This window comes from Serratia liquefaciens ATCC 27592 (assembly GCF_000422085.1).
GTDB lineage: Bacteria > Pseudomonadota > Gammaproteobacteria > Enterobacterales > Enterobacteriaceae > Serratia > Serratia liquefaciens.
In genome coordinates this window covers 2,525,472-2,549,342 of record NC_021741.1, presented here as the reverse complement: position 1 = coordinate 2,549,342, position 23,871 = coordinate 2,525,472, and the positions used below count along the sequence as shown (strand labels likewise).

The 23,871-nt window shown below is 58.8% G+C and carries 23 protein-coding genes; 13 read left to right on the top strand and 10 right to left on the bottom strand.

What is annotated here, in order from left to right; translation table 11 throughout:
* Positions 1-50: 50 nt before the first annotated feature.
* Genes hypE through hypA form a run of 5 tightly spaced genes read right to left on the bottom strand, consistent with a single transcriptional unit; the run spans position 51 to position 3,615 of the window.
* On the bottom strand, positions 51-1,064 hold the full coding sequence (hypE, locus tag M495_RS11945; RefSeq protein ID WP_020826915.1) for a hydrogenase expression/formation protein HypE: 1,014 nt from the start codon (positions 1,062-1,064) through the stop codon (positions 51-53).
* Positions 1,061-2,188, bottom strand: a complete 1,128-nt coding sequence (gene hypD / locus M495_RS11940; RefSeq protein WP_020826914.1) for a hydrogenase formation protein HypD — start codon at positions 2,186-2,188, stop codon at positions 1,061-1,063. Before hypD ends, hypE begins: the two co-directional genes overlap by 4 nt.
* Complete coding sequence (gene hypC / locus M495_RS11935) at positions 2,172-2,468, bottom strand: HypC/HybG/HupF family hydrogenase formation chaperone (protein WP_020826913.1); 297 nt, start codon at positions 2,466-2,468, stop codon at positions 2,172-2,174. Before hypC ends, hypD begins: the two co-directional genes overlap by 17 nt.
* On the bottom strand, positions 2,459-3,253 hold the full coding sequence (gene hypB, locus M495_RS11930) for a hydrogenase nickel incorporation protein HypB (RefSeq protein ID WP_020826912.1): 795 nt from the start codon (positions 3,251-3,253) through the stop codon (positions 2,459-2,461). Before hypB ends, hypC begins: the two co-directional genes overlap by 10 nt.
* Positions 3,254-3,270: 17 nt before the next feature.
* A complete protein-coding gene (gene hypA, locus M495_RS11925; RefSeq protein WP_020826911.1) occupies positions 3,271-3,615 on the bottom strand; it encodes a hydrogenase maturation nickel metallochaperone HypA in 345 nt (114 codons plus the stop codon).
* 261 nt (positions 3,616-3,876) lie between these two features.
* On the opposite strand from hypA, the gene hycA reads away from it, so the two are divergent.
* The 13 genes from hycA to M495_RS11860 all read left to right on the top strand — a co-directional run bounded on the left by hycA (position 3,877) and on the right by M495_RS11860 (position 18,227).
* Positions 3,877-4,344 carry a formate hydrogenlyase regulator HycA gene (gene hycA, locus M495_RS11920; RefSeq protein WP_020826910.1) on the top strand — a complete coding sequence of 156 codons (468 nt, stop codon included), beginning with the start codon at positions 3,877-3,879 and terminating at the stop codon, positions 4,342-4,344.
* Positions 4,345-4,431: 87 nt separating this feature from the next.
* Positions 4,432-5,046, top strand: a complete 615-nt coding sequence (locus M495_RS11915; RefSeq protein ID WP_020826909.1) for a 4Fe-4S dicluster domain-containing protein — start codon at positions 4,432-4,434, stop codon at positions 5,044-5,046.
* Complete coding sequence (locus tag M495_RS11910; RefSeq protein WP_020826908.1) at positions 5,046-6,914, top strand: proton-conducting transporter transmembrane domain-containing protein; 1,869 nt, start codon at positions 5,046-5,048, stop codon at positions 6,912-6,914. Before M495_RS11915 ends, M495_RS11910 begins: the two co-directional genes overlap by 1 nt.
* Positions 6,915-6,924: 10 nt before the next feature.
* On the top strand, positions 6,925-7,860 hold the full coding sequence (locus tag M495_RS11905) for a respiratory chain complex I subunit 1 family protein (RefSeq protein WP_020826907.1): 936 nt from the start codon (positions 6,925-6,927) through the stop codon (positions 7,858-7,860).
* A gap of 22 nt (positions 7,861-7,882) precedes the next feature.
* Positions 7,883-9,586 (top strand): hydrogenase large subunit, encoded by a 1,704-nt coding sequence (locus tag M495_RS11900; protein WP_020826906.1) that lies wholly within the window; start codon positions 7,883-7,885, stop codon positions 9,584-9,586.
* Between the two features lie 12 nt (positions 9,587-9,598).
* Positions 9,599-10,144: a formate hydrogenlyase complex iron-sulfur subunit gene (locus M495_RS11895; RefSeq protein WP_020826905.1), complete on the top strand. Its 546-nt coding sequence runs from the start codon at positions 9,599-9,601 to the stop codon at positions 10,142-10,144.
* Complete coding sequence (locus M495_RS11890) at positions 10,141-10,938, top strand: NADH-quinone oxidoreductase subunit B family protein (RefSeq protein WP_020826904.1); 798 nt, start codon at positions 10,141-10,143, stop codon at positions 10,936-10,938. The genes M495_RS11895 and M495_RS11890 overlap by 4 nt, the downstream gene beginning before the upstream one ends.
* Positions 10,935-11,351: a formate hydrogenlyase maturation HycH family protein gene (locus M495_RS11885; RefSeq protein WP_020826903.1), complete on the top strand. Its 417-nt coding sequence runs from the start codon at positions 10,935-10,937 to the stop codon at positions 11,349-11,351. Before M495_RS11890 ends, M495_RS11885 begins: the two co-directional genes overlap by 4 nt.
* Entirely contained in the window at positions 11,344-11,814 is a 471-nt protein-coding gene (gene hycI / locus M495_RS11880; RefSeq protein WP_020826902.1) for a hydrogenase maturation peptidase HycI, read from the top strand. Before M495_RS11885 ends, hycI begins: the two co-directional genes overlap by 8 nt.
* Positions 11,815-11,975: 161 nt before the next feature.
* A complete protein-coding gene (gene hydN, locus M495_RS11875) occupies positions 11,976-12,518 on the top strand; it encodes an electron transport protein HydN (RefSeq protein WP_020826901.1) in 543 nt (180 codons plus the stop codon).
* A gap of 11 nt (positions 12,519-12,529) precedes the next feature.
* Entirely contained in the window at positions 12,530-14,686 is a 2,157-nt protein-coding gene (gene fdhF, locus M495_RS11870; protein WP_020826900.1) for a formate dehydrogenase subunit alpha, read from the top strand.
* A 203-nt stretch (positions 14,687-14,889) separates the two neighbouring features.
* The gene (hypF, locus tag M495_RS11865) at positions 14,890-17,202 is read left to right on the top strand and encodes a carbamoyltransferase HypF (RefSeq protein WP_020826899.1); all 2,313 of its coding nucleotides are present in this window, start codon (positions 14,890-14,892) and stop codon (positions 17,200-17,202) included.
* On the top strand, positions 17,196-18,227 hold the full coding sequence (locus M495_RS11860) for a HoxN/HupN/NixA family nickel/cobalt transporter (RefSeq protein WP_020826898.1): 1,032 nt from the start codon (positions 17,196-17,198) through the stop codon (positions 18,225-18,227). Before hypF ends, M495_RS11860 begins: the two co-directional genes overlap by 7 nt.
* Positions 18,228-18,267: 40 nt before the next feature.
* Here M495_RS11860 and M495_RS11855 read toward each other — a convergent pair whose 3' ends face one another.
* The 5 genes from M495_RS11855 to M495_RS11835 form a co-directional block, all read right to left on the bottom strand.
* Positions 18,268-19,476, bottom strand: a complete 1,209-nt coding sequence (locus tag M495_RS11855; RefSeq protein ID WP_020826897.1) for an MFS transporter — start codon at positions 19,474-19,476, stop codon at positions 18,268-18,270.
* Between the two features lie 227 nt (positions 19,477-19,703).
* Entirely contained in the window at positions 19,704-20,702 is a 999-nt protein-coding gene (locus M495_RS11850; protein WP_020826896.1) for a VOC family protein, read from the bottom strand.
* Between the two features lie 41 nt (positions 20,703-20,743).
* Entirely contained in the window at positions 20,744-22,231 is a 1,488-nt protein-coding gene (locus M495_RS11845) for an aldehyde dehydrogenase family protein (protein WP_020826895.1), read from the bottom strand.
* Positions 22,232-22,273: 42 nt separating this feature from the next.
* Positions 22,274-23,119, bottom strand: a complete 846-nt coding sequence (locus M495_RS11840; protein WP_020826894.1) for a fumarylacetoacetate hydrolase family protein — start codon at positions 23,117-23,119, stop codon at positions 22,274-22,276.
* Positions 23,116-23,856, bottom strand: coding sequence for a GntR family transcriptional regulator (locus M495_RS11835; RefSeq protein ID WP_020826893.1), 741 nt, complete (start codon positions 23,854-23,856; stop codon positions 23,116-23,118). Before M495_RS11835 ends, M495_RS11840 begins: the two co-directional genes overlap by 4 nt.
* Positions 23,857-23,871: the final 15 nt, after the last annotated feature.

Below are 23,871 nucleotides of genomic sequence, written 5' to 3'. Positions count from 1 at the left end.
GTCACATCGCAAAGTGTAACGCTGGGCCGCGACGTTCTCCCCCGACGGGATCAACAAATCCGCGGCAAAGGCTCGGCATGCGGCAAATCCAACAGGCGGCTGATGCCATAAGCACCCTGCAGCCTTACCTGTCGCCCCTCCGTCACTGTACCAATCAGCGCCGCATCCGCGCCCAATGGGTGAGCACGCAAGGCACTGAGCACGTTCTGTGCGGCTTGCGGTGCGGCCACGACCACCAGTTTTCCCTCGTTGGCAAAATTAATGGCGTCCAACCCCAGCAATTCACAAATGCCACGCACTGCCGGGGCGATCGGCAACAGGCTTTCTTGCACCTCGACACCCACGCCGGCCGCACGTGAGAACTCATGCAAAATGGCATTCACCCCGCCACGGGTCGCATCACGCATCGCCCGCACACCGTCAATGGCACGTAATGGCTCAATTAACGGCGTTAACACCGCGCAGTCGCTGATCACGCCCAGAGACATACCCAACTTTTCGCGCAGGTTGAGAATAGTTGCCCCGTGATCCCCGAGGGTGCCGCTGACAATCACGGCATCGCCGACGCGGATATTTTGCGCCGCCCAGTTCAGACCGGACGGGATCACCCCGATACCGGCGGTATTGATAAATACTTTGTCGGCTGCGCCACGCTGCACTACCTTGGTATCCCCGGTGGCAATGCGAATACCGGCCTGCTGCGCGGTGGCGGCCATCGAGGCGACCACGCGTTGTAACTCGGGCAGCGGCAAGCCTTCTTCGAGAATAAAGCCGCAGGAAAGATAGCGCGGCAACGCGCCGCTTACCGCCAGATCGTTGGCCGTACCGCAGATGGCCAGCTTGCCTATGTCACCGCCCGGAAAGAAAATCGGGTCAATCACGTAACTGTCGGTGGTAAACGCCAGCCGATCGCCCTGCTGCGTTAACTCGGCCAAATCCAACCGGGCCTGATCTTCTCGCTGATCCAACTGCGGGTTGGCAAAGGCCGGCAGGAAAAGATCATCCAGCAATTGCTGCATGGCAGCACCACCGCTGCCATGAGCCATAGTAATCACGTTATTCATGCCGGCGTCTCCTCTGTTTCACGGCGATATTGGTACCAGGCGGCGCAGGCTCCTTCGGACGAGACCATCAGCGCGCCAAACGCGTTTTGTGGCGTACAACCGCGACCAAACAGCGGACAGTCGCGCGGTTTGCATCGCCCGGTGAGCACGTCTCCGCAGCGGGATCGCGGATCGTCAGCCACTTGCCGCCGCTGCGGACGAAAACGACGTTCGGCATCAAAAGCCTGGTAGCCTGGCGTGAGGGCAATGCCTGAGTCGGCAATGGTGCCCAGCCCGCGCCATTCGCTGCCGCCTCCCAGGACAAAAACTTCGCTCATCGCCTGCTGTGCCAGCCGGTTGCCCTGTTCCGGTACCACCCGCCGGTATTGGTTTTCGGTTTGGCTTTGTCGGCCAAGAAACTGCTCGACCAGCATCAGCACCCCTTGCAAGATATCCAGTGGCTCAAAGCCGGTCACTACCAGGGGTTTGTGGTATTGCCTGCTGATAAAATGATAGGGCTCGGTGCCTATCACCATGCTGACGTGGCCGGGTGCCAGAAAACCGTCAATGCGTATATCCGGCTGTTGCAGCAGGCTGCGCAAGGTGGGGATCAGGCTGATGTGCTGACAAAATACGCTGAAGTTGTCCAGGCCTTCCTGCCGCGCCTGTTGCAGGGTGATCGCCGTGACCGGCATGGTGGTTTCAAAACCCAGCGCGAAGAACACCACCTGCCGTTGCGGATTTAGCCGCGCCAGCATCAGGGCATCCAGCGGTGAGTAGACCACGCGCACGTCGGCCCCGCGCTCGCGCGCCTGCAGTAAAGACCCCTGCTGTCCTGGCACCCGCAGCGCATCGCCGAAGGTGCAAAAAATCACTTCGGGGTGCTCGGCGATTTCGCAGCAGGCGTCGATGCGCCCCATAGGTAAAACGCAAACCGGGCAGCCGGGGCCATGAATGAATTCGATTTGCGCCGGCAGCAGCTTGTCCAGGCCAAAGCGGAATATCGCATGGGTATGGCCACCACACACCTCCATGATTTGCAGCGGTCGTTCGGCGGTAAACGGCAACTGTGCGGCGCGGTGCCAGATATGTTGCAGCAGTTTCTTTACCCGCTGCGGATCGCGAAATTCATCTACGTAATCCATGGTTATCCTCCCCCGCCAAAAACAGCGCCACGTCCTGTTCCACTTCCCCCATCGCCTGCAGTGCTGCCAGCATATCCTCGGCCTCTTGTTGATCGAGGCGGCTCATCGCAAAGCCCACGTGAATCAATACCCAACACCCCAGCATCGCTTCTTTGGGTTCACCCTCCCGGCAAACCAATGCGATATTCACTTCGCGCTGCACGCCGCAGACGTCGGCCCAGGCGTGCTGAGGCTGGTGTTGATCCAACGCCACGATCTGCCCGGGGATCCCTATGCACATAGCTGTCGCTCCAGCCAGGCCAACCACTGATCCATCCCTTCCCCCTGAGTCGCAGAAAGGGTAATTATCTCGATGTCGGGATTAACCTGACGGGCATTGGCGATACAGGCGGCCAGATCAAACTTCAAGTACGGCAGCAGATCGACCTTGTTCAGCAGCATCAGACGTGCGGCGGCGAACATATGCGGGTACTTGAGGGGCTTGTCTTCCCCTTCGGTGACCGACAGCACCGCCACCTTGTGCCGCTCCCCCAGATCGAAGCTGGCTGGGCAAACCAGGTTGCCGACATTTTCGATAAACAGCAGGCTGCTGGTTTTGAGCTCCAGACGCTGGGCGGCTTCGTGAACCATTTGCGCATCCAGATGACAGCCTTTGCCGGTATTGACCTGGATCGCCGGCACGCCGGTGGCGCGGATACGTTCGGCATCGTTGGTGGTTTGCTGGTCTCCTTCCACCACCGCGCACTCACGCATCCCGCGCAGCCGCAGCAGGGTTTCGGTCAGCAAGGTGGTTTTGCCAGAACCGGGGCTGGAAACCAGATTCAACGCCAGGATGTGTTGCTCGGCAAAATACTGGCGATTACGTTCGGCCAGACGATCGTTTTTATCCAACACCCGGGTTTCTATTTCCAGCATTCGCCGCTGGCTGATGCCCGGCGCATGGGTGCCCGCCAATCCCAGTCCATAATGCAGGTCCCCCTGCAGAGGCCGCTGCGGGCGAAACGGTACCTTTGCTTGCCCTTCAATCGTCATTTCCCCATGGGCACAACCGCAAGTGCTGCACATGTTCTTTCTCCTTTCAGTTATTCAATTTCCAGACGTTTTATTTGCAACCCATCATCGGCCTGCACCCGCAGGTTTCTTCCGGCGCAGTGCGGGCAGACCAAAACCTGCGGGATCAACAGCTCGACGTCATCCTGGCAGTCATAACACCAGGACAAGGCGCGTTGTTCAGTCAGATGCAGCTCACAGCCTTCGGCCAGGGTGTCGCGACATACCATGTCAAAACAGAACCGCAGCGATTCCGCCTCCACGCAGGAAAATGCGCCAATTTCGAACCACACCGCGGTAATACGTTTCGCACGATGTTGACGAGCCTGTTGCTGCATTATTTCCATCGCATGTTGGCACAAGGTTATTTCGTGCATCCGGCCTCCACTCAGGGTGATAAAACGTTTCGTCACCCTGCGTTGCAAATATGGTGCCAAAACCCATTCGGCATATTTGTCGAGTGTCATGACGTCGACAGTAATTAGCTGGCAGCCCCCAATCCAATTTAAAGATTAATTCCAACCCTGATGATTGAATTAAAAGGAAATAATGAAAATCACCAGAGACTGGCACGCTTTATGCTTTAAGCCGTTCACCCGAAGCGATTCGACAATGACCATCAATTTTGAGTGACGACAATGAGTACTATCAGTGAAGTAACCAGCCAGGCCGATTATATCGCCAACAAAAGCAACCGCCTGATGGCGCAGTGGCAAACCTACCACAGCACCTTAATCAAAGCGGTTACCACCACTAAAAAGAAGATTAATCATCAGTTTACTTACGGTCAGGACGACGATCTGCGTTTTGTACTGTTCAACCACTTCACGGTGAGCATTCAATTAAGTGAGGGGTTTTACAGCCGTGATATCTGCTATCGCATTAATTTGGCATCGCCGCATGAAGCCGAGAATTTCGCCCCCTTCGCCCATGCCTCGCTGGATGAAGACGGTAATATTGACGGTGTAATAAACAATCGCGATATGCCGGCGGTATTTGAACATTATCTGGATAAGATCGCCGTTATTTACCAATGCCTGTTTGATTCGCTGCATGACGGGCACGCCATTCATGACGCACTGAAAAAAATAACCCTGTCCGTCTGACTGTCGGCGTTACTCACTGACAGAAAACTGTCGAAACGTCATTTTTTACTGACGATTTCGTCATAAATGACGAAGCAAGGAGTGTGCATGAACCGCTTTATTATTGCGGACCCCAAATTGTGTATTGGCTGCAATACCTGCATGGCCAGTTGTTCTGCGGAACATCGGCAACGGGGTTTGCAGGCATTACCCCGCTTGCAGGTGATTCGTAACGCCCGCGATTCGGCACCGGTGATGTGCCATCAATGTGAGGATGCGCCCTGCGCGCAGGTCTGTCCGGTAAACGCCATTCGCCATCAGGATGATGCCATCGTCCTGAACGAGAGCCTGTGCGTCAGTTGCAAACTCTGCGGTATTGCTTGCCCGTTCGGCGCCATAGGCTTCGGCGGCAGTACCCCGTTAGCGATCCCCTCAGACTGCAACACACCGCTGGCCCTGCCTGCCGCCAAAGCGCCGCGGCCGATCGGCGCCTTCCTGGATTGTGTGCCCGGTGTCCGCGCCGTGGCGGTCAAGTGCGACCTTTGCGCTTTCACCCCCTTAGGCCCGGCCTGTATCCGTACCTGTCCTACCCAGGCCATTCGCTTGGTCAGCGACCACGACGTGCGTAACGCCAGCGAACAGAAAAGGCGCAACGCCATGCAGGCGCTCAGCGCCGAGCTGCCGTTCGCTACCGCCCCAGAATCCCGCAAGGAGCCGAATTGATGTTTTACCCCATTGCGCCCGACCCATTGTCGTTGCTGACTCTGGCATTCGTCGGGTATCTCCTGTTCGCGTTGCTGAGCTGGCTGCTGGCCCCCTGGCCGCGTGTCAATGCCTTGCTGGGTGTTGGCACCTTGCTGTGTGCCATCGCCACCTTGTTGGCCGCGGGACAACTGCTGTTCGCACCGCTGCACAGCGCCCGTTTGCCCTGGTTGAGTTATGCGGTGGAAATCAGCGGCATTAATGCGTTGTTATTGCTGGTGATGGCTTTGTGTGGGATCTGCGCCGCGCTGTATCACATCGGAAGCGTCGCGAAGCTGAACGCCAGTGCAGGTGGCCGGTTGGGCGGGCTGATCAATCTGATGCTGGCAGCGCTCAGCGCCGCCGCGATCGCCGATAATGCACTGGCCTTGCTGTTGCTGTTAGAACTGGCGGCGCTGTGCGGCTATTTCTTGATTGTCCACGCCCCGAACGCGAAAGGTCTGCGGGCCGGGCACAGCCAGTTTTTGCTGATGCGCCTGGGCACCCTGCTGTTGGTTATCGCTTTCGCACTGATTTATACCCACAGCCATAGCCTGCAATTCAGCGTGATCCGCGCGACGCCATTACCGGATGCACTGCGTAACGGCGTCTTCCTGCTGGCGTTGGCCGGGTTTGGCATTTTTGCCGGGGTGATGCCGCTGCATGCCTGGGTGCCTCAGTCCCACAGCAGCGCGCCGGCCTCGGCCGCCACGTTGTTTTCCGGCGCACTGATGAAGGTCGGCCTGCTGGGGATCCTGAAGATAGGACTGGATCTGCTGGGTACGCCCCCGCTGTGGTGGGGATTGCTGGTCCTGCTGCTGGCCGCCGGCACCGCATTTTTTGGCGGGTTGTATGCGCTGATGGAGCACGATCTGCGGCGCTTGCTGGCTTACCACACGCTGGAGAATATCGGCATCATCCTGCTGGGCATTGGCGGTGCCATGGTCGGTATGGCGCTGCAACAACCATTACTGACGGCGTTCGCCCTGATCGGCGGCCTGTTCCATTTGTTGAATCACAGCCTGTTCAAAAGCGCATTGCTGTTGGCGGCGGGTACCATTGAACAACAAACCGGGCTGAAGGACATGGAGAAAATGGGCGGGCTGGCACGGCTGATGCCCTGGACCGCCATTTCTCTGCTGATCGGCCTGGTGGCCATGGCCGCACTGCCGCCATTGAACGGTTTCGCCAGTGAATGGCTGATCTATCAGGGACTGTTCCATTTCAGTGCGGCCTCTGGCTTTATTGGCCATCTGTTCGGGCCGTTGCTGGCGGTGGCGCTGGCCCTGACCGGTGCGCTGGCAGTGATGTGCGTCAGCAAGGTGTTTGGCGTCGCCTGTCTGGGAGCCCCGCGCTGCGCTGCGGCAGCCCAGGCCGTGCAGGCTAACCTCTTCCTGACGCTGAGCCATGCGCTGCCCGCGTTGCTGTGTCTGGTTTGCGGCCTGGGTGCGCCCTGGATCATCCCGCTGTTTGCCCGGCTGATCGGCATGACGTCCGAACAATCCCTCTCCGTGTCCGACACTTTGGTTTCTACCCCGTTGATCGCCATTTTGTTGCTGGCAATGCCGCTGCTGCCGCTATTGATTGCTGCACGTTATCAGACCCGTCGTCAACCTCGCCGGGTACAGGGTAGCGCCTGGACCTGCGGATATGGTCATGAGGAGGCGATGGTGATCACCGCCACCGGTTTTGCCCAACCGCTTCGGGTGATGTTCGCCCCGCTCTATCAACTGCGCCGCTGGCTGCCGGAATCTTTGATCAACCCGTTACATTGTAACGCCTTCGTTGCCTTCTGCCGCGGCCTGGCCGCAGTGGAGTTTGCGGTGCTGTTGGTGGTGGCTTTTGCCTGAGGAGATGACAATGACCTATCCCAATGTGTTACTCGGTCTGGCGCAGGCCTTGCTGTTACTGGCCGTCGCCCCACTGTTTGCCGGTATCAGCCGCGTGCTGCGCGCGCGAATGCATAACCGTCGCGGCCCCGGAGTGCTGCAGGAATACCGCGATATCGCCAAATTGTTGAAGCGTCAGAACGTAGCACCGGCGGCTTCCGGTCTGGCCTTTCATGCCATGCCGTACTTGCTGACCGGCACCCTGCTGGCCATCGCCTGTGCGTTACCCATGTTGACTGTCGCCTCGCCGCTGCCTGCCATCGGTGATGTGATCACCCTGATCTATCTGTTCGCCGTGGTGCGCTTTGTTTTCGCCATTGCCGGTCTGGACACCGGCAGTCCCTTTACCGCCATCGGCGCCAGCCGCGAAGCGGTGTTGGGCATTCTGGTCGAACCCATCCTGCTGTTGGGGCTGTGGGTGACCGCCCTGGTGGCCGGTTCGACTCAGTTGAGCGCCATGGTGCAGAGCCTGCTGACGTTGCCACACCCCGCTTGGTTGCCGCTGCTGTTGGCCGCCCTGGCCTGTGCGTTCGCCACCTATATCGAGATGGGCAAACTGCCTTTTGACCTGGCGGAGGCCGAGCAAGAGCTGCAGGAAGGGCCACTGACGGAATATTCCGGTGCCGAGCTCGGCATTTTGAAATGGGGCATCAGCCTCAAACAATTGGTGGTGCTGCAGCTGTTCCTCGGCGTGTTTCTGCCCTGGGGGCAAGCGGCACAATTCACCGTCCTTCACCTGTCGGCGGCGCTGGTCCTGGCGCTGCTCAAGCTGCTGTGCGCGCTGACGCTGATCGCGATTATCGAAAATAGCGTGGCACGTTTGCGCTTCCTGAAAACGGCCCGTACCACCTGGGCCGGTTTTGGACTGGCTTTTCTGGCGCTGGTTTCCTGGCTGGTCGTCGGCTGAATAATGACAAAGGCAATCAATAATGACTAACGAACATCAAGGCCAGCACTATCTGGCGGCGTTGCAGCAACAATTCCCTGCGGCCATGCTGGCAGCCGAATGGCAAACTGCCGATCAGCTGACGGTCACCGTTAAGCTCAACGCGCTGCCGGACGTGGTGGAATGGCTGTATTACCAGCAAGGCGGTTGGTTGTCGGTGCTGTTTGGCAACGACGAGCGCACGCTGTGCGGCCATTACGCGCTGTATTACGTTCTGTCGATGGAGCAAGGCACCAAATGCTGGATCACGGTGCGCGCCGAAGTGGATGCCCAAACGCTGGAGTTCCCTTCCGTCACGCCGCGCGTGCCCGCCGCCGTTTGGGGCGAACGCGAAGTGCGTGACATGTACGGTCTGCGCCCAGTGGGATTGCCGGATGAGCGGCGGCTGGTGCTGCCTGACGACTGGCCGGACGATCTTTACCCGCTACGCAAAGACGCGATGGACTATCGTCAACGCCCCGCACCCACCACCGATGTGGAAACCTATCCGTTCGAGAGCCTGGCCGGAGCCAAAGCCAATGTGGTGCCGATTGGCCCGTTGCACATCACCTCGGACGAACCCGGGCACTTTCGCCTGTTTGTCGATGGAGAAGACATCATCGACGCCGACTACCGCTTGTTCTACGTGCACCGCGGGATGGAAAAACTGGCCGAAACCCGTATGGGCTATAACGAAGTCACCTTTCTGTCGGACCGGGTGTGCGGCATTTGCGGCTTTACCCACAGCGTGGCCTACACCAGCTCGGTCGAAAATGCGATGGGCATTCAGGTGCCGGAACGCGCCCAGATGATCCGCTCGATCCTGCTGGAGGTGGAACGCCTGCACAGCCACCTGTTGAATCTTGGTCTGGCCTGCCATTTCGTCGGCTTCGATTCCGGTTTTATGCAGTTCTTCCGCGTACGCGAGCAGTCGATGAAGATGGCAGAAATACTGACCGGCGCGCGCAAAACCTATGGTTTGAACCTGATTGGCGGTATCCGCCGAGATATTTTGAAAGAGGACATGCTGCAAACCCTGAAGCTGGCCGCGCAAATGCGCAGCGAACTGGTGGATTTGGTCGATATCTTGCTCAGTACGCCCAACACCGAACAACGCAGCGTCGGGGTTGGGCGTCTCGATCCCCAGGTGGCCCGCGATTACAGCAACGTGGGGCCGATGATCCGCGGCAGCGGCCACCGTCGCGATACCCGCATCGACCATCCGTTTGCCGGCTACGCCAAACTGCCGGTGGAGTTATGCGTGGAAAGCGGCTGCGACGTCTATTCCCGCCTCAAGGTGCGCATTCACGAAGTGTTCAACTCGCTCGGCATCATCGAGTTCGGTTTGCAAAGCTTGCCGGGCGGACCGCTGGCGGTGGACGGCTTCACCTATATACCGCACCGCTTCGCCCTGGGCTTTGCCGAAGCGCCGCGCGGCGATGATATCCACTGGAGCATGACCGGCGACAACCAGAAACTGTTCCGTTGGCGCTGCCGTGCCGCCACCTATGCCAATTGGCCCACCCTGCGTTACATGTTGCGCGGCAATACGGTATCCGACGCCCCGCTGATTATCGGCAGTCTCGATCCCTGCTACTCCTGCACCGATCGCATGACCATCGTCGACGTACGCAAGCGCCAGTCCATCATCGTGCCGTACAAAGAGATCGAACGTTACGGCATCGAGCGGAAAAACAAGCCGTTCTAACCGGAGCCCATCATGCTGAAACTGATTAAAAAAGTGCTGAAGACCGGCCCGGCCACTGTCGCCTATCCGGCCCAGCCGTTGGCCATTGATCCGAACTTTCGCGGCAAGCCCGAATACAGCCCACAGCAGTGCATAGCCTGTGGTGCCTGTGCCAACGCCTGTCCGTCCAACGCGTTGAGCATGACCCCCGATCTCAACAGCGGCACCTTGCGCTGGCAGCTGTTTCTTGGGCGCTGCATCTTTTGCGCCCGCTGCGAGGAAGTGTGCCCAACCGCCGCCATTCGGCTTTCGCAGCAGTTCGAACTGGCAGTGTGGCGTAAAGAGGATCTGTACGAACAAGCCGACTTCGCCATTTGTCATTGCCGACAGTGCGGCAAACCCTATGCGGCGCAAAAGGAAATTGATTATGCGATGGCGTTGCTCGGGTTGAGCAGCTCGGAGGCGGCAACCCGCCGTGCGCAGTTTGAAACCTGCCCGGCCTGCAAACAGCAGCAGAATCTGACCCAGGCCGATCGTATTGATATCGGCCGCCATTTGACCCGGGAGGTCATCTCATGAATTCGCCATTGATTGGACCACGTGATGAAAATGGCCTGCCGGTGCCAATCACCCTCGATGACAGCATCGCCAAGCTGAAAACCACCCTGCTGCAGGATATCCGCCGCTCGGCCTATGTCTATCGGGTGGACTGCGGCGGCTGTAATGGCTGCGAAATTGAGATTTTCGCTGCCATTTCACCGCTGTTCGACGCGGAACGTTTCGGCATCAAAGTGGTTCCTTCCCCCAGACATGCCGATATTCTGTTGTTCACCGGTGCAGTGACCCGCGCCATGCGCATTCCGGCGATCCGCGCCTGGCAGGCCTCACCCGATCCTAAAATCAGCATCTCCTACGGTGCCTGTGGCAACAGCGGCGGTATCTTCCACGATCTTTACTGCGTGTGGGGCGGTACCGATCGCATCGTTCCGGTCGATGTCTATATTCCCGGCTGCCCGCCGACGCCGGCGGCGACCATTTACGGTTTCGCCATGGCGCTGGGCCTGCTGGATCAGAAAATCAAAGGCCACCAGCATGATGAAACCGACGGTGAAGCTACGCGCCTGTTGCACCCGCAACTGCCCCAGCCGCTGCGAGTGCTGCTGGATCGCGAAGCCCGGCGTATGGCCGGTTACCGCTATGGTCGCCAAATCGCCGACCAGTTCATGCAACTGCTGGCAGCAGAGACACCAGAACCGGTCGAACAGCGCATCGCCGCTTATCTGCACCAGCAAGATGACCTGCGCCTGAATGAAATTGTCGGCAACCTGCAGGGCATTTATCAACGGGTGCTGCGTGGGGAGCTGCGGCTATGACCGATTCCCAAGGGCAGGTGGTGTTTTACTCCCTTAGCCGCAAGTTTGTGCAGGAGAAAAAGGCCCCGCCGAAGGCCCAGGAGGTGATCTATTACAGCCTGGCGATCGGCCATCATCTGGGGGTGATCGACTGCCTGGAAGCCAAACTCAGCTGCCCGCTGGCGGGGTTTCGTGCCTGGATAGCGCAGTTGCCTGCGGGCAGCACCGCACGGCGCAAACTGGAAGGGGTCGATCGGTTTGGCGAAATCTGTATCGACAACAGCCATACCCACCTGTTGGCCACGGCGTTGAGCCACGCGGCGCCGCGTATGAACACTGAACAGCAAAGCTGGAGCCAACAGCTGATCGCCCTGCTTCAATCGATTGAAAACGAACCCGCCATTTACCTGATGGTCCGGAGGCATGATGACTGACGTTTTATTGTGTGTGGGCAACTGCATGATGGGAGATGACGGTGCCGGGCCGCTGCTGGCTGAACTCTGTGCCGGTCATCCCCCCGCGGGTTGGCAGGTGATTGACGGCGGCGCGGCACCGGAAAATGACATCGGGCATATCCGCGCGCTGCGCCCTGATCGCCTGGTGATCGTCGACGCCACCGACATGGGGCTCGCGCCGGGTGAAACACGGGTGATCGACGAAAAAGACATTGCCGCCATGTTCATCATGACGACGCATAACCTGCCGCTTAACTTTCTGATCGACCAACTGCGCGAAGACATAGCGGAAATTACCTTTATCGGCATTCAGCCCGAAGTGGTGGCGTTTTATTACCCGATCAGCGCGGCGGTGAAACAGGCGGTGACGGTGCTCCATCAACGCTTGTTTCACTGGGCAGACAATGGCGGTTATCCGCAGCTGGAGGTGACGAATGTCTGACGCGGCATCGTCATTTCTGTCGACCTGCTGTCGACCCCGGCGCCATAAAAAGATAACCCTCTGCTTTTTAAGTATTTTCAATATTGGCATGTTTTATGCTTAACCAGAGCCACGACCTCTCTTTTGCCATACCCGGATGAAGGGTAACCCAGGAGTTATTGATGAACCGGTTTATCATCGCCGATCCCAAAAAATGCATCGGCTGCCGTACCTGTGAAATTGCCTGCGTGATGGCGCACAGCGAAAGCCAGGATATTTCGGCGTTGAACGCCACCAGCTTTGCCCCGCGCCTGCATGTGATTAAAGGCGTCAACGTCAGCACCGCCGTGCTTTGCCGCCAGTGCGAGGACGCCCCCTGCGCCAACGTCTGTCCTAACGGTGCCATCAGCCGCACCAACGGCATGGTCCTGGTGATGCAGGAACGCTGCATCGGCTGCAAAACCTGCGTCGTGGCCTGTCCCTACGGCGCCATGGAAGTGATCACCCGTCCGGTGGTCCGCCAGAACGGCGCCATGATGAGCGCCACCTCCGAGAAAGCCGAAGCCCATAAATGTGACCTGTGCATCGGTCGCGACAGCGGCCCGGCCTGCATGGAAACCTGCCCAACCAATGCGTTGCACTGCGTCGATCGCAACATGCTGCAGGAAATGAACGCCGAGAAGCGCCGCCGCGCCGCGCTCGACACAATGTCGTCACTGTTTTAGGAACTGAACCGATGAAAAAAATCACAACCGTCTGCCCTTACTGCGGTGCAGGCTGCAAAATGAAACTGGTGGTCGATAACGGCAAAATCATTCGCGCCGAGGCGGCTGACGGCGTGACCAATCAGGGTGAACTGTGTCTGAAAGGCTATTACGGCTGGGACTTCCTGAACGACACCAAACTGTTGACCCCGCGTCTGAGCCAGCCGCTGATTCGGCGGCAGAAAGGCGGCAAGTTTGAGGCCGTCAGTTGGGATGAAGCGATCAGCTATACCGCACAGCGGCTGCAGCAGATTAAAGACCAGCACGGTGCCAGCGCCATCATGCACACCGGTTCCTCTCGCGGGACCGGCAATGAAACCAACTATGTGATGCAGAAGTTCGCCCGCGCGGTGATCGGCACCAATAACGTCGACTGCTGTGCCCGCGTCTGCCACGGGCCTTCGGTCGCGGGTTTGCAGGCCACGCTCGGTAACGGTGCCATGAGTAACTCGATTGGCGATATCGAAAACTCCAAGTGTCTGCTGATCATCGGTTACAACTGTGCCGACTCGCACCCCATCGTGGCGCGCCGGGTGCTGAAGGCTAAAGAGAAAGGCGCACAGATCGTCGTGTGCGACCCGCGCCGGATAGAAACTGCACGTATTGCCGACCAGCATCTGCAGATCAAGAACGGCTGCAACATGGCGCTGGTGAATGCGTTCGCCTACGTGCTGATTGAAGAGAATCTTTATGACCGCGATTACGTGGCCAAATACACCGAGGGATTCGAGGCCTACCGGCAGCAACTGGCGGATTATGCGCCAGAAGCGGTGGAACACCTGACCGGCGTGACCGCACAGCAGATCCGCCAGGCCATGCGCACCTATGCCAGCGCCCCTTCGGCCACCATCATGTGGGGCATGGGCGTGACCCAATTCGGCCAGGCGGTTGACGTGGTCAAAGGCCTCGCCAGTTTGGCGCTGCTCACCGGCAATTTGGGCCGCGCCAACGTGGGTGTCGGCCCGGTACGTGGGCAGAACAACGTACAGGGTGCCTGCGATATGGGCGTGCTGCCCAATGAATTCCCTGGATATCAAGCGGTTACCGATGCGGCCGTGCGCGCCAAATTCGCCGCAGCCTGGGGAATCGACGCCACAAAAATGGATCCCAACGTCGGCTATCGCATCACCGAAATCCCGCACCTGGTGCATGAAGGCAAAGTGAAGGCCTACTACATCATGGGGGAAGATCCCTTGCAGACCGAGGCCGATCTGAGCCTGGTGCGCAGCGCGTTCGAAGCGCTGGAATTTGTGGTGGTGCAAGACATCTTTATGACCAAAACCGCCGAACAGGCGGATGTGATCTTGCCTGCCACCTCCTGGGGCGAACATGGCGGCGTCTTCTCCTGCGCCGATCGCGGGTTCCAGCGTTTCGAAAAAGCCATTGAGCCGCAGTACAACGTCAAGCGCGACTGGGAAATCATCAGCCTGTTGGCCAGCGAAATGGGCTATCCGATGCACTATGAGGATAACCAGCAGATCTGGGACGAAATGCGCGAACTCTGCCCGCTGTTTTACGGCGCCACTTACGAAAAAATGGGCGAGCTCGGTCACGTGCAATGGCCTTGCACTTCGCTGGAAAGCCAAGGGACGCCGTACCTGTATCAGGGTAACCAGTTCACAACGCCGTCCGGTAAAGGGCAACTGTTCGCCACCACCTGGCGTGCGCCGGCCGAGATCCCGGATGCAGATTACCCACTGGTGCTCTGTACCGTGCGTGAGGTTGGGCATTACTCCTGTCGTTCGATGACCGGTAACTGTGCCGCCTTGCAAACGCTGGCGGATGAGCCCGGCTTCGTGCAGATCAACCCTCAGGATGCCGCCTCGTTGGGCATTGCCGACCAGCAACTGGTGTGGGTTGCCTCTCGTCGCGGCAAAGTGATCAGCCGAGCCAACTATAACGAGCGAATTAACCTGGGTGCGGTGTATATGACCTACCAGTGGTGGATTGGCGCCTGTAACGAACTGACGCAGGAAAACCTGGATCCGATCTCCAAAACGCCGGAAACCAAATACTGTGCGGTAAAACTGGCGGCGATTACCGACCAGCACTGGGCGGAGAACTATGCGCAGCAAAGCTACAGCGATATGAAAGCTCGCCTGCGCCGCGCCGCAGAAGACGTGATGTAATCCCGTCATACTTGAAGCTGCATCTGTGTTGGCTGCAAGCGCTCACCCCAGTCACTTACTTAAGTAAGCTCCTGGGGATCCCCGCTCTTGCCGCCTTGATGCAACTCCAATTATTTAGGGAATACCAGGGAATAAATTGACAGGAGGCTACGCAGGGTTGTGCCTCCTGATAATTTATAAAAACCCAAAGAGGGTAATAAACCATGTCCTATCCGGGGCTGCTGCTGCGTATCAGCGGCAAAGTACAGGGCGTCGGCTTTCGGCCTTTTGTCTGGCAACTGGCCAACCAGCTCAATCTACGTGGCGAAGTCTGGAACGACAGCGCCGGGGTGGAGATTCGGCTGGTGAACCCCGTCGACCTTGAGCTGTTGCTGCATCTGTTGTGCCAGCAGGCGCCACCGTTGGCGCAGATCGACAACATTCAGCAACGGCCCTTTACCTGGCTGAAAAAGCCCGATGATTTTCGCATCCGCGCCAGCCAACGCGGTGCTATGACGACCCAGATTGTTCCCGATGCCGCGACCTGCCCAAACTGCCTGCAGGAAATGAACGATCCGCAGGATCGGCGTTACCGCTACCCTTTTATCAATTGCACTCACTGCGGCCCACGCTTCACCATTATTCGTGCCATGCCTTACGATCGCCCGGCAACCAGCATGGCACCGTTTCCGCTCTGTTCGCCCTGCGCCCAAGAGTACCGTTCGGCGCACGACCGGCGCTTTCATGCCCAACCGGTCGCCTGTAGCGACTGCGGCCCTCAGTTGTTCAGTTTCACCGTTGAGGGACAACCTCAGCATCAGGGGGAAGAAGCCCTGCAGCAGGCGGTAGCCGCATTAGCTGCCGGGCAGATTGTGGCCATCAAAGGGCTGGGCGGTTTTCACCTGGCTTGCGATGCTACCCAGACGGAGGCCGTAGAACGTCTGCGGCTTCGCAAACGGCGTCCCGGCAAACCTCTGGCGGTGATGCTGCCGAATATCGACTGGCTGACGCGCTGCACCCGTGGCATTGATCTGGCGCGCACACAGGTTTTGCTGGCGTCCGCTGCCGCGCCTATCGTGCTGGTGTCCCACTCGCCCCATTCGCCGCTGTCTGAGGCTATCGCCCCGCAGTTGAACGAAGTGGGCCTGATGTTACCCGCCAATCCCCTTCACCATTTACTGATGCAGGGGATACAACGGCCCCTGGTGATGACCTCCGGCAATGCCACCGGCCGAGCTCCGGCATTAACCAATAGCCAGGCTTTGGCTGATTTGGCCGGTATTGCCGACCTGTGGTTGCTGCACGATCGCGAAATCTTGCAGCGCGCCGATGATTCGCTGGTGCGTCTGCTGCCTGAAGGCCATGAAATGTTACGTCGGGCGCGCGGATTTGTTCCGGATGCCCTGCCATTGCCTCCGGGCTTCCCTTCACAGCTTCCGCTATTGGCCGTGGGCGGGGATCGCAAAAATACCTTTTGCCTGCTGCAGGGAAATAATGCCGTACTCAGTTCACATTTTGGCGACCTGCAACAGGAAGACATTCAGCAACAGTGGCAGCAGGCCATGGCGCATTTTATGGCGTTGTACCATTGCCAGCCACAGCGCTTAGCCAGCGACGCTCATCCGGGTTACGTCAGCCACCAATGGGCCGCCCGACAGAGGCTGCCGGTGACCCCGGTGCTGCACCATCATGCGCATTTGGCCGCGTGCCTGGCCGAACACCATTGGCCACTGGAAGGCGGAGCGGTTATCGGCCTGGCGCTGGATGGGCTGGGGTACGGGCAGGACGGCGCGCTGTGGGGCGGCGAATGCCTGTGGGTCGATTACCGCCGCTGTCGTCATCTGGGGGGATTGCCTGCGGTGGCACTGCCCGGCGGCGATCTGGCCGCGCAACAACCCTGGCGCAATCAGTTGGCGCATTTTGCACGCTTCGTGCCTGACTGGCAAAGCAGCCCACAGGCCGAACGGCTATTGACACGCGCCTGGCGCCCCCTGCTCCAAGCCATCAACGCCGGCATCAATGCGCCGCTCGCCTCCTCCTGTGGCCGTTTGTTTGACGCGGCCGCCGCCACGCTGGGATGTGCGCCCGAACGGCAAAGTTGGGAAGGCGAAGCCGCCAGTATTTTTGAGGCGCTGGCCCACCAAAGTGGCCCTTGCTCTCACCCGGTGACGTTGCCACGTTGCGCAGCACAGCTCGATTTGGGCGTGTTGTGGCGGCAGTGGCTGGCCTGGCAAGCGCCGGCCGCTCAACGGGCCTGGGCGTTTCATGATGCCCTGGCGCAGGGATTTGCCGGCCTGGCCAAACATTTTGCCGCAGAGCATAACCTCCGGCACGTGGCGTTAAGCGGTGGCGTACTGCACAACCGCCTGTTACGCCAACGGCTGCAGCATCATCTGGCCCCGCTGCACGTGCTGCTGCCACAACGGCTGCCGGCGGGCGATGGAGGGTTGGCATTCGGTCAGGCATTGGTCGCCTGCGCGCAGCATATCCCCATGGCGCGCCTCCCCTTTAAAACACAACAGGATGTAACATGTTAAACCGCGAGTTTTTCCATACCCATACCCGCGCCTTTTGGCTGTTGTTGACGTTAGTGGCGCTAAACCTGCTGGCATGGGGTGCGGCCTTTGCTGCTTTTCACCATCACCCGGCCCTGATTGCCGCCGCGCTGCTGGCTTACGGTTACGGACTGCGCCATGCGGTGGATGCCGACCACATCGCCGCCATCGATAACGTCACCCGCAAATTGATGCAACAAGGCCAACGTCCGGTTTCCGTCGGGGCCTTCTTCTCTCTGGGGCATTCCAGCATTGTGGTACTGGCCTGCATCGCGATTGCCGCCACCTCATTGGCATTTGGCGATCGCATCGGCTGGTTGCATCAGTATGGCGCCACTTTGGGCACGCTGATCTCCTCGCTGTTCTTACTGGGGATGGCATTGTTGAACTGGCTGATCTTCCGCGACGTTTACCGCATTTTCCGTCGGGTGAAGCGCGGAGAAACCCTGGTCGAACAGGACGTAGCCCTGCTGGTGAGCGGCAGCGGCGGCGTAATGACGCGGCTGTACCGCTTTGCTTTTAATCTGGTGAATAAAAGCTGGCATATGTATTTAGTCGGCTTTTTATTTGGCTTGGGCTTTGATACGGCTACCGAAGTGGGCCTGCTCGGGATCTCCGCTACCGGTGCTACATCCGGCATGTCGGTCTGGTCAATCATGGTGTTCCCGCTGCTGTTTGCCAGCGGCATGGCCTTGATTGACTCACTGGATAATTTTGTGATGGTTGGCGCTTACGGTTGGGCGTTCAATAAACCGATCCGCAAGCTGTATTACAACATGACCATCACCGCCACCAGCGTGGTTATCGCTGTGGTGATCGGCGGGCTGGAAGGCCTGGGGCTACTGGCCGATAAGCTGGGGCTACAGGGCGGGCTGTGGCGGGGTGTTGAGGTGCTCAATGACAACCTGGGCAGCGTCGGTTACGCCGCTATCGTGCTGTTTGTGGTGCTGTGGATCTTGTCCGCGCTCAATTACCGCCGCAAAAATTATGACTCGTTAAGCGTCTAGTCCGCTTACGGCAGCCCGGTCATCCCTGGCTGCCGCTGCATTAAGAGCAGGTTGCTCCCCCCTGGGGCATCGAGGCAGCGTGGAGCGTACGTCGACCGAGAAGCACGATAATCGTCATCACAACGCCTGCAGCAATGGCGATGCCGAAGCCGGCGCGTGCGCCATAAGCGTCGATGACCAGCCCCGCCAGCGCAGCACCCAGCGCCACGCCAATGCTGATGCCGGTGGTCATCCATGTCAGCCCTTCGGTGAGCCTGGACGGCGGTACCAGGATAGTGCCAAGGTTCATCACGACAACCATGGTGGGTGCAAAGGACATACCGGCCACGAAAATGGTCGCCATCAGAATGTAAACGTCTGCAGACAGGAGCGGCAACACCGACGTTGCCGCCGTTAACAGCACCCCAATAAAGAACTGACGCTCTATCGGCAAGCTAACCCTGATCGCGCCAAAAGCCAGACCGGCAACCATGGAACCGAGCGCGTAGGCAGCAAGAATCAAACTGGCGGCCGTCGGCCACCCTTGTGCGTTGGCGAAAGCGACTACCGCCACATCGATAGATCCGCCAATCACCCCCATGGCTAAAAGTGCCAGCACGATGGTGCCGAGGCCCGGGATACGCAGGGTCGAGCCGCGGTGTTCAGTCGTGTTTTTGATGACTTTGGGCGCCGTCTGTCGTTGCAGAAGAAAAGCCGTGACGCCAATCACCAGCAACACTATCGCGGCGAGGGGCCCGGCTTCGGCGGCGATACCGGTGCTCAAGCCAATAGATAAAGGGGGGCCAATAACGAAGGTCAGCTCTGTCAGCACCGTATCCAGCGAGAAGGCGGTGTGGAGTTGCGGCTTGCCCCGGAAAAGCTGTGTCCATCTCGCTCTTATCATTGCCGGCATGCTTGGCATAGTGCCGGCCAGCATGGCGAGAATACACAGCAACGGGACTGGGGCACGCATATGCGCAGCGGTTATCAACGCCAGCAGCATGGTAATGCTAAACGCGGTGACCCATGGAAGCACCCTGTTCTGGCCTCGCCGATCAACCAGCTTCGATACCTGCGGACCCATGAGCGCGTTCGCCAGCGTAAATATACCGGCTACCGCACCAGCCAACCAATAGTGACCGCTCTGCTGTACCAACATGGTGATAATACCGATGCCGATCATCGCCTGCGGTAAACGGGCAACCGAGCTCGCAATCACTAACCCCCCGACGCCGGGCGTGGTCAGAAGTTCGCGATAGGGATTAGCCATAACCTCTCCAGTTCGTCATTCGGCATCGTGGCGGGATATCCGTATCGATGCCTTGTGCCACAACCACGACGTTGTGGATAAACGGAGCCATGGCGGCTCCGACTGTCATTTCAGCCGGACCATATTGGTTGAAAAAAAACGGAAGTAAAGGCCGATGTTATTGCCCGGAGAGTTTCCGGGCACAAGGTTATCCAAGGGTTGCCCTGGCATGGTTCGGGCATCAAGCCCTATTGGCGGGATAAGTACTCTTCCAGCACCAGCGGATAGCCCTCGGTGGTCGGTTCTACCGGCGTGTTGGCAAAGGCACTGGCTTCGGTGACCCATTTGCGCTGCGGCGGCAGCCCCCAGGGCAGCAACTGCTGGCGTTGATCGGGTGCAAGAATATTGGTTTCCAGCTCAATGTCGATTATCTGATAAGGGGTGTTGTGCAGCTCGATACGATGCCCGTCCGGATCCCGCAGATAAACATAGAGGACATGGCCCATACCGTGCCTGCCCGGCCCGCGTTCAATGCTGCTGCCAAAGCCCAGATTGCCGGCAGTGTCGCAGGCGCGCAGGATCTCTTGCGAATCGGGGATGGTATAACCGAAGTGATGCAGACGCGGGCCGGGGCCATGCAAGTACACCAGATCCTGCGTATTGCCTTTGCGTTGTAAGAATGCGGCCCCCATTCCACCCTCATTGAAATAGATGTCTGTGGCCCGGAATCCCAGCTTCGTCATGTAAAATTCGGCTGCCCGCTGCACGTGGGGAGTGTGCAACTGGAAGTGATCCAGCCGCTGGGCGCTGCCGCCACGGTACAGATGCACCTGATGGTGCAAACGCGGCACCACGGGCATTGAGGCGCACAGTTCGATCAGCGTACCTGTCGGATCGGTGAAATGCAGAGTACGCCCCTGAAACGGCACCTCCGCCCAACAATTCTCCAACCCTTGCCGGTCCAAAAACAGCTTGGCCAACTCCAGATCTTTTTCACGAAAAACACGCAGGCCAACGCGTTCGCAGTGGGGCTCCGCCTTACTGAGCTTGATAACCAGACTGTGGTGGCAAGCCTCTTCCAGCCCGCGCAAATAGAGCCTGTCCTCTTCCCGATGGGTCAGCACCATGCCGATCACCTGGGTGTAAAACAGCTCACTGGCGGCCAGGTCACGCGAGGTCAGCACCAGATGGCTGGCGCGGGTAATGGAAAATGGCGGATCGTATTCGGTGAGGGGCAATGTGGTCATTGTGATTCCTTACCGGGGCCGTGGCCCCGTTTCCGTGGGATTCAGTAGCACATGATGACGGATTTAAGTTCGGTATAGGACTCGATAAACGCGCTGCCGAACTCGCGGCCAATACCGGAGGCTTTCATCCCGCCGAACGGCACCGCCGGATCCATAATGGTGTGCGAATTTACCCATACCATTCCGGCCTCAATCCGCCGCATCAAATCCATCGCCTTGCTGAAGTCATTGGTCCAGATACTGGCGGACAGGCCATAGGACGAATCATTCATCAAATGCAAGAGTTGCTCTTCATCCTCAAACGGCATAAAGCTCAGCACCCCGGCGAAGGCTTCTTCACGCATCAGCGGATCGTCCTGACCGGTGGCACGGATCACCGTCGGGGTCACATAGAACCCCTCTCCGTCCAGCACCGTACCGCCACTCAGTACCTGGTCATGGCTGTGCGCCTGATCAAACATCGCCTTGATGCGGTTAAAATGCGCCTGGTTAGCCAACGGACCGTACTGCGTGGCTTCGTCCATCGGCGAACCTATTTGCAGCGCCTCGACCCGGGCGATAACCTGCTCGACAATCTCGTCGAAGCGCGACGCATGAATATAAAACCGCTCGGCAGAGGAACAGACCTGCCCCTGATGCACCAGTCCGGCGAGCATAATGCCGTCCACCGCCCGCTGGGTATCGACGTCGGCAAGAAACGCCGCCGGGTTTTTTCCACCCAACTCCAGGGTGATGCGGGTCAAATCGGCTTTTATCGCCGCCTGGCCGATCGCGATACCGGCCGGAACCGAACCGGTGAAACTGACTTTATTGACCCGTGGATGCTCGATCAGCCACTGCCCCACCTGGCGTTCGCCATTGACCACGTTGAACACGCCCGCAGGCACCCCGGCCTGATGGGCCAACTGCGCCAGACGCAGCAGGGTCAAAGGTGCAAACTCACTGGGTTTGACCACGATGCAACACCCGGTGCACAAGGCGGCTGCAATTTTCCAAATGGCGATCATCACCGGGAAATTCCAGGGAATAATGGCCGCCACCACGCCCACCGGCTCGCGGTAAGTCATCGCGGTATATCGCTCGCCGTTAAACGAAGGGATTGACGGCGCAAGGGTTTCACCATGCAGTTTGGTGGCCCAACCGGCGTAATACCGGATGAAAACGCAGGTATGGTCAACCTCGAACAGCCTGGAGGAACCGATCAGCTTACCGTTGGTCAGGGTTTCTAGCTGGGCAATCTCCTCTCTGTGGGCCTCCAGCAGATCGGCAAAGCGTAACAGTATCTGCTGACGCTGGGCCGGCAGGCTTTTTCCCCATTCGCCCTTCAGCGCCCGGTCAGCCGATTGCATCGCCTGCTCCACTTCGTCGGCCGTGGCACCAGCCACGCTGGCGATCGTCTGGCCATTGGCCGGATTGACTACCGGCAAGCGTTGTCCGCCCGCCGCCGGGATCAGTTGTCCATCGATAAACTGCCCATGTTCCTGCGCCAGAAAGGCGGAAACCTGTGGAAGCACTTTGATATCAGCCATCGTAATCCACCTCGTTTGTCGGAAAAGAGTCCTTTAACGCCCTCAGGCGTCGTCAATCACTGGGTTACTCAGGGTGCCGATACCGGCAATCTCGACCTCCACCCGATCCCCCGCTTTCATCCAGACCGGTGGCTGTCGGAATGCGCCAACGCCACCGGGCGTACCGGTCACCAGCACATCGCCGGGCAGCAGATCGGTAAATGCCGAGCAATATTCGATCAGCGCCGGGATCGAGAAAATCAGGTCATCGACAGAGGCCTGTTGCATCACCTGTCCGTTCAGACGGGTTTCCAGCGTTAGCGCACGCGGGTCGGGAATGTCGTCGGCACTGACCAGCCAGGGACCAAAGGCCGCGGTGTGGCGGAAGTTTTTACCGGGTGTGAATTGCGAGCTGTGCCGCTGCCAGTCGCGCACGCTGCCGTCGTTGTAGCAGGCGTAACCGGCGATATGCTGCATGGCATCGCGCTGGGCAATGCGGCGCCCCCCTTTACCAATCACCACGGCCAGCTCGCCTTCATAGTCAAATTGAGACGACTCCGGCGGTGCCAGCAGCGGCTGCTGATGTCCGACCTGTGAAGAAGGCAGCCGCAAAAACAGCGTTGGCCGATCGGGCTCAGCACGGCCGGTTTCCAGCAGGTGCGGGCGGTAATTCAGCCCCACGCAAATAATTTTGTCCGGGTTGGGCACCGGCGGCAACCAACTGACCTCGCTGGCTTTCAGGGTGGCAGGCGCATTCACAAACGGCAGGAACACGTTAAAACTGCCGGCGGCTAACGCGCTGCGCACGTCCGGATAGGGCAATGACTGGCTGCAGTCGACAATCTCGTCGTCTCCGCGCAGCAGGCCATAACCTGCACGCCCCTGGCTAATAAAACTGACGATCTTCATTTGGCCTCCGGGGACGCAGCCGCGCCGTTGAATATGGTGCTGTCGGCCTGGTTGATAATTCGCTGCACGGTGCTTTGATAATGCTGGCTAAGCAGCTCGACGGCGCGGTCGGCATCGCGCGCCAGCACCGCATCCATGATGGCCTGATGTTCACCGTCGACATCGCGTGGCGCATCCATCCCTTCCAGCTCATAACCGAACCGCAGGCGGCGATAGCGCTCCGACTGATCGAACAGCAAGTCGGAAAAGCGCAGCATCCACGGTGAATTGCAGGCCATCAGCAGGCTGCGATGAAAGCTGTAATGGAGCTGGCTCCAGTTTGCCGAGTGATCTTCGTCATCCATGCGCGGGCAGCGCGTCAGTCGGTGAAAGGCGGCGATAATCCCCGCTTCCCATTCAGCATCACCGTTGGCAATCGCTAACCGCAAAGCATGGGTTTCGATCAGTTGTCGATTGGCGGTAATGTCTTTCAGTTCGCTAAGTGATACCTCACTGGCACGAAAACCGCGTTGCTCGTGGGCGGTCACCAGCCCTTCCGTCACCAACCGCGACAGCGCCTCACGCACCAGTCCTGGGCTGATGTCCAATTCACCGGCGATATTGCCGATCACCAGTTTGCTGCCCGGCGAGTATTCACCGTTGATAATCCGACGGCGGATCAGCGCCACGGCGGCGCCGCTCAGGCTTTTGAAAGTCCCGTTCTGCAATTGCAGGTTTTCTGTTTGTTTGCTGTTCATTCGCTGTTTTATCTC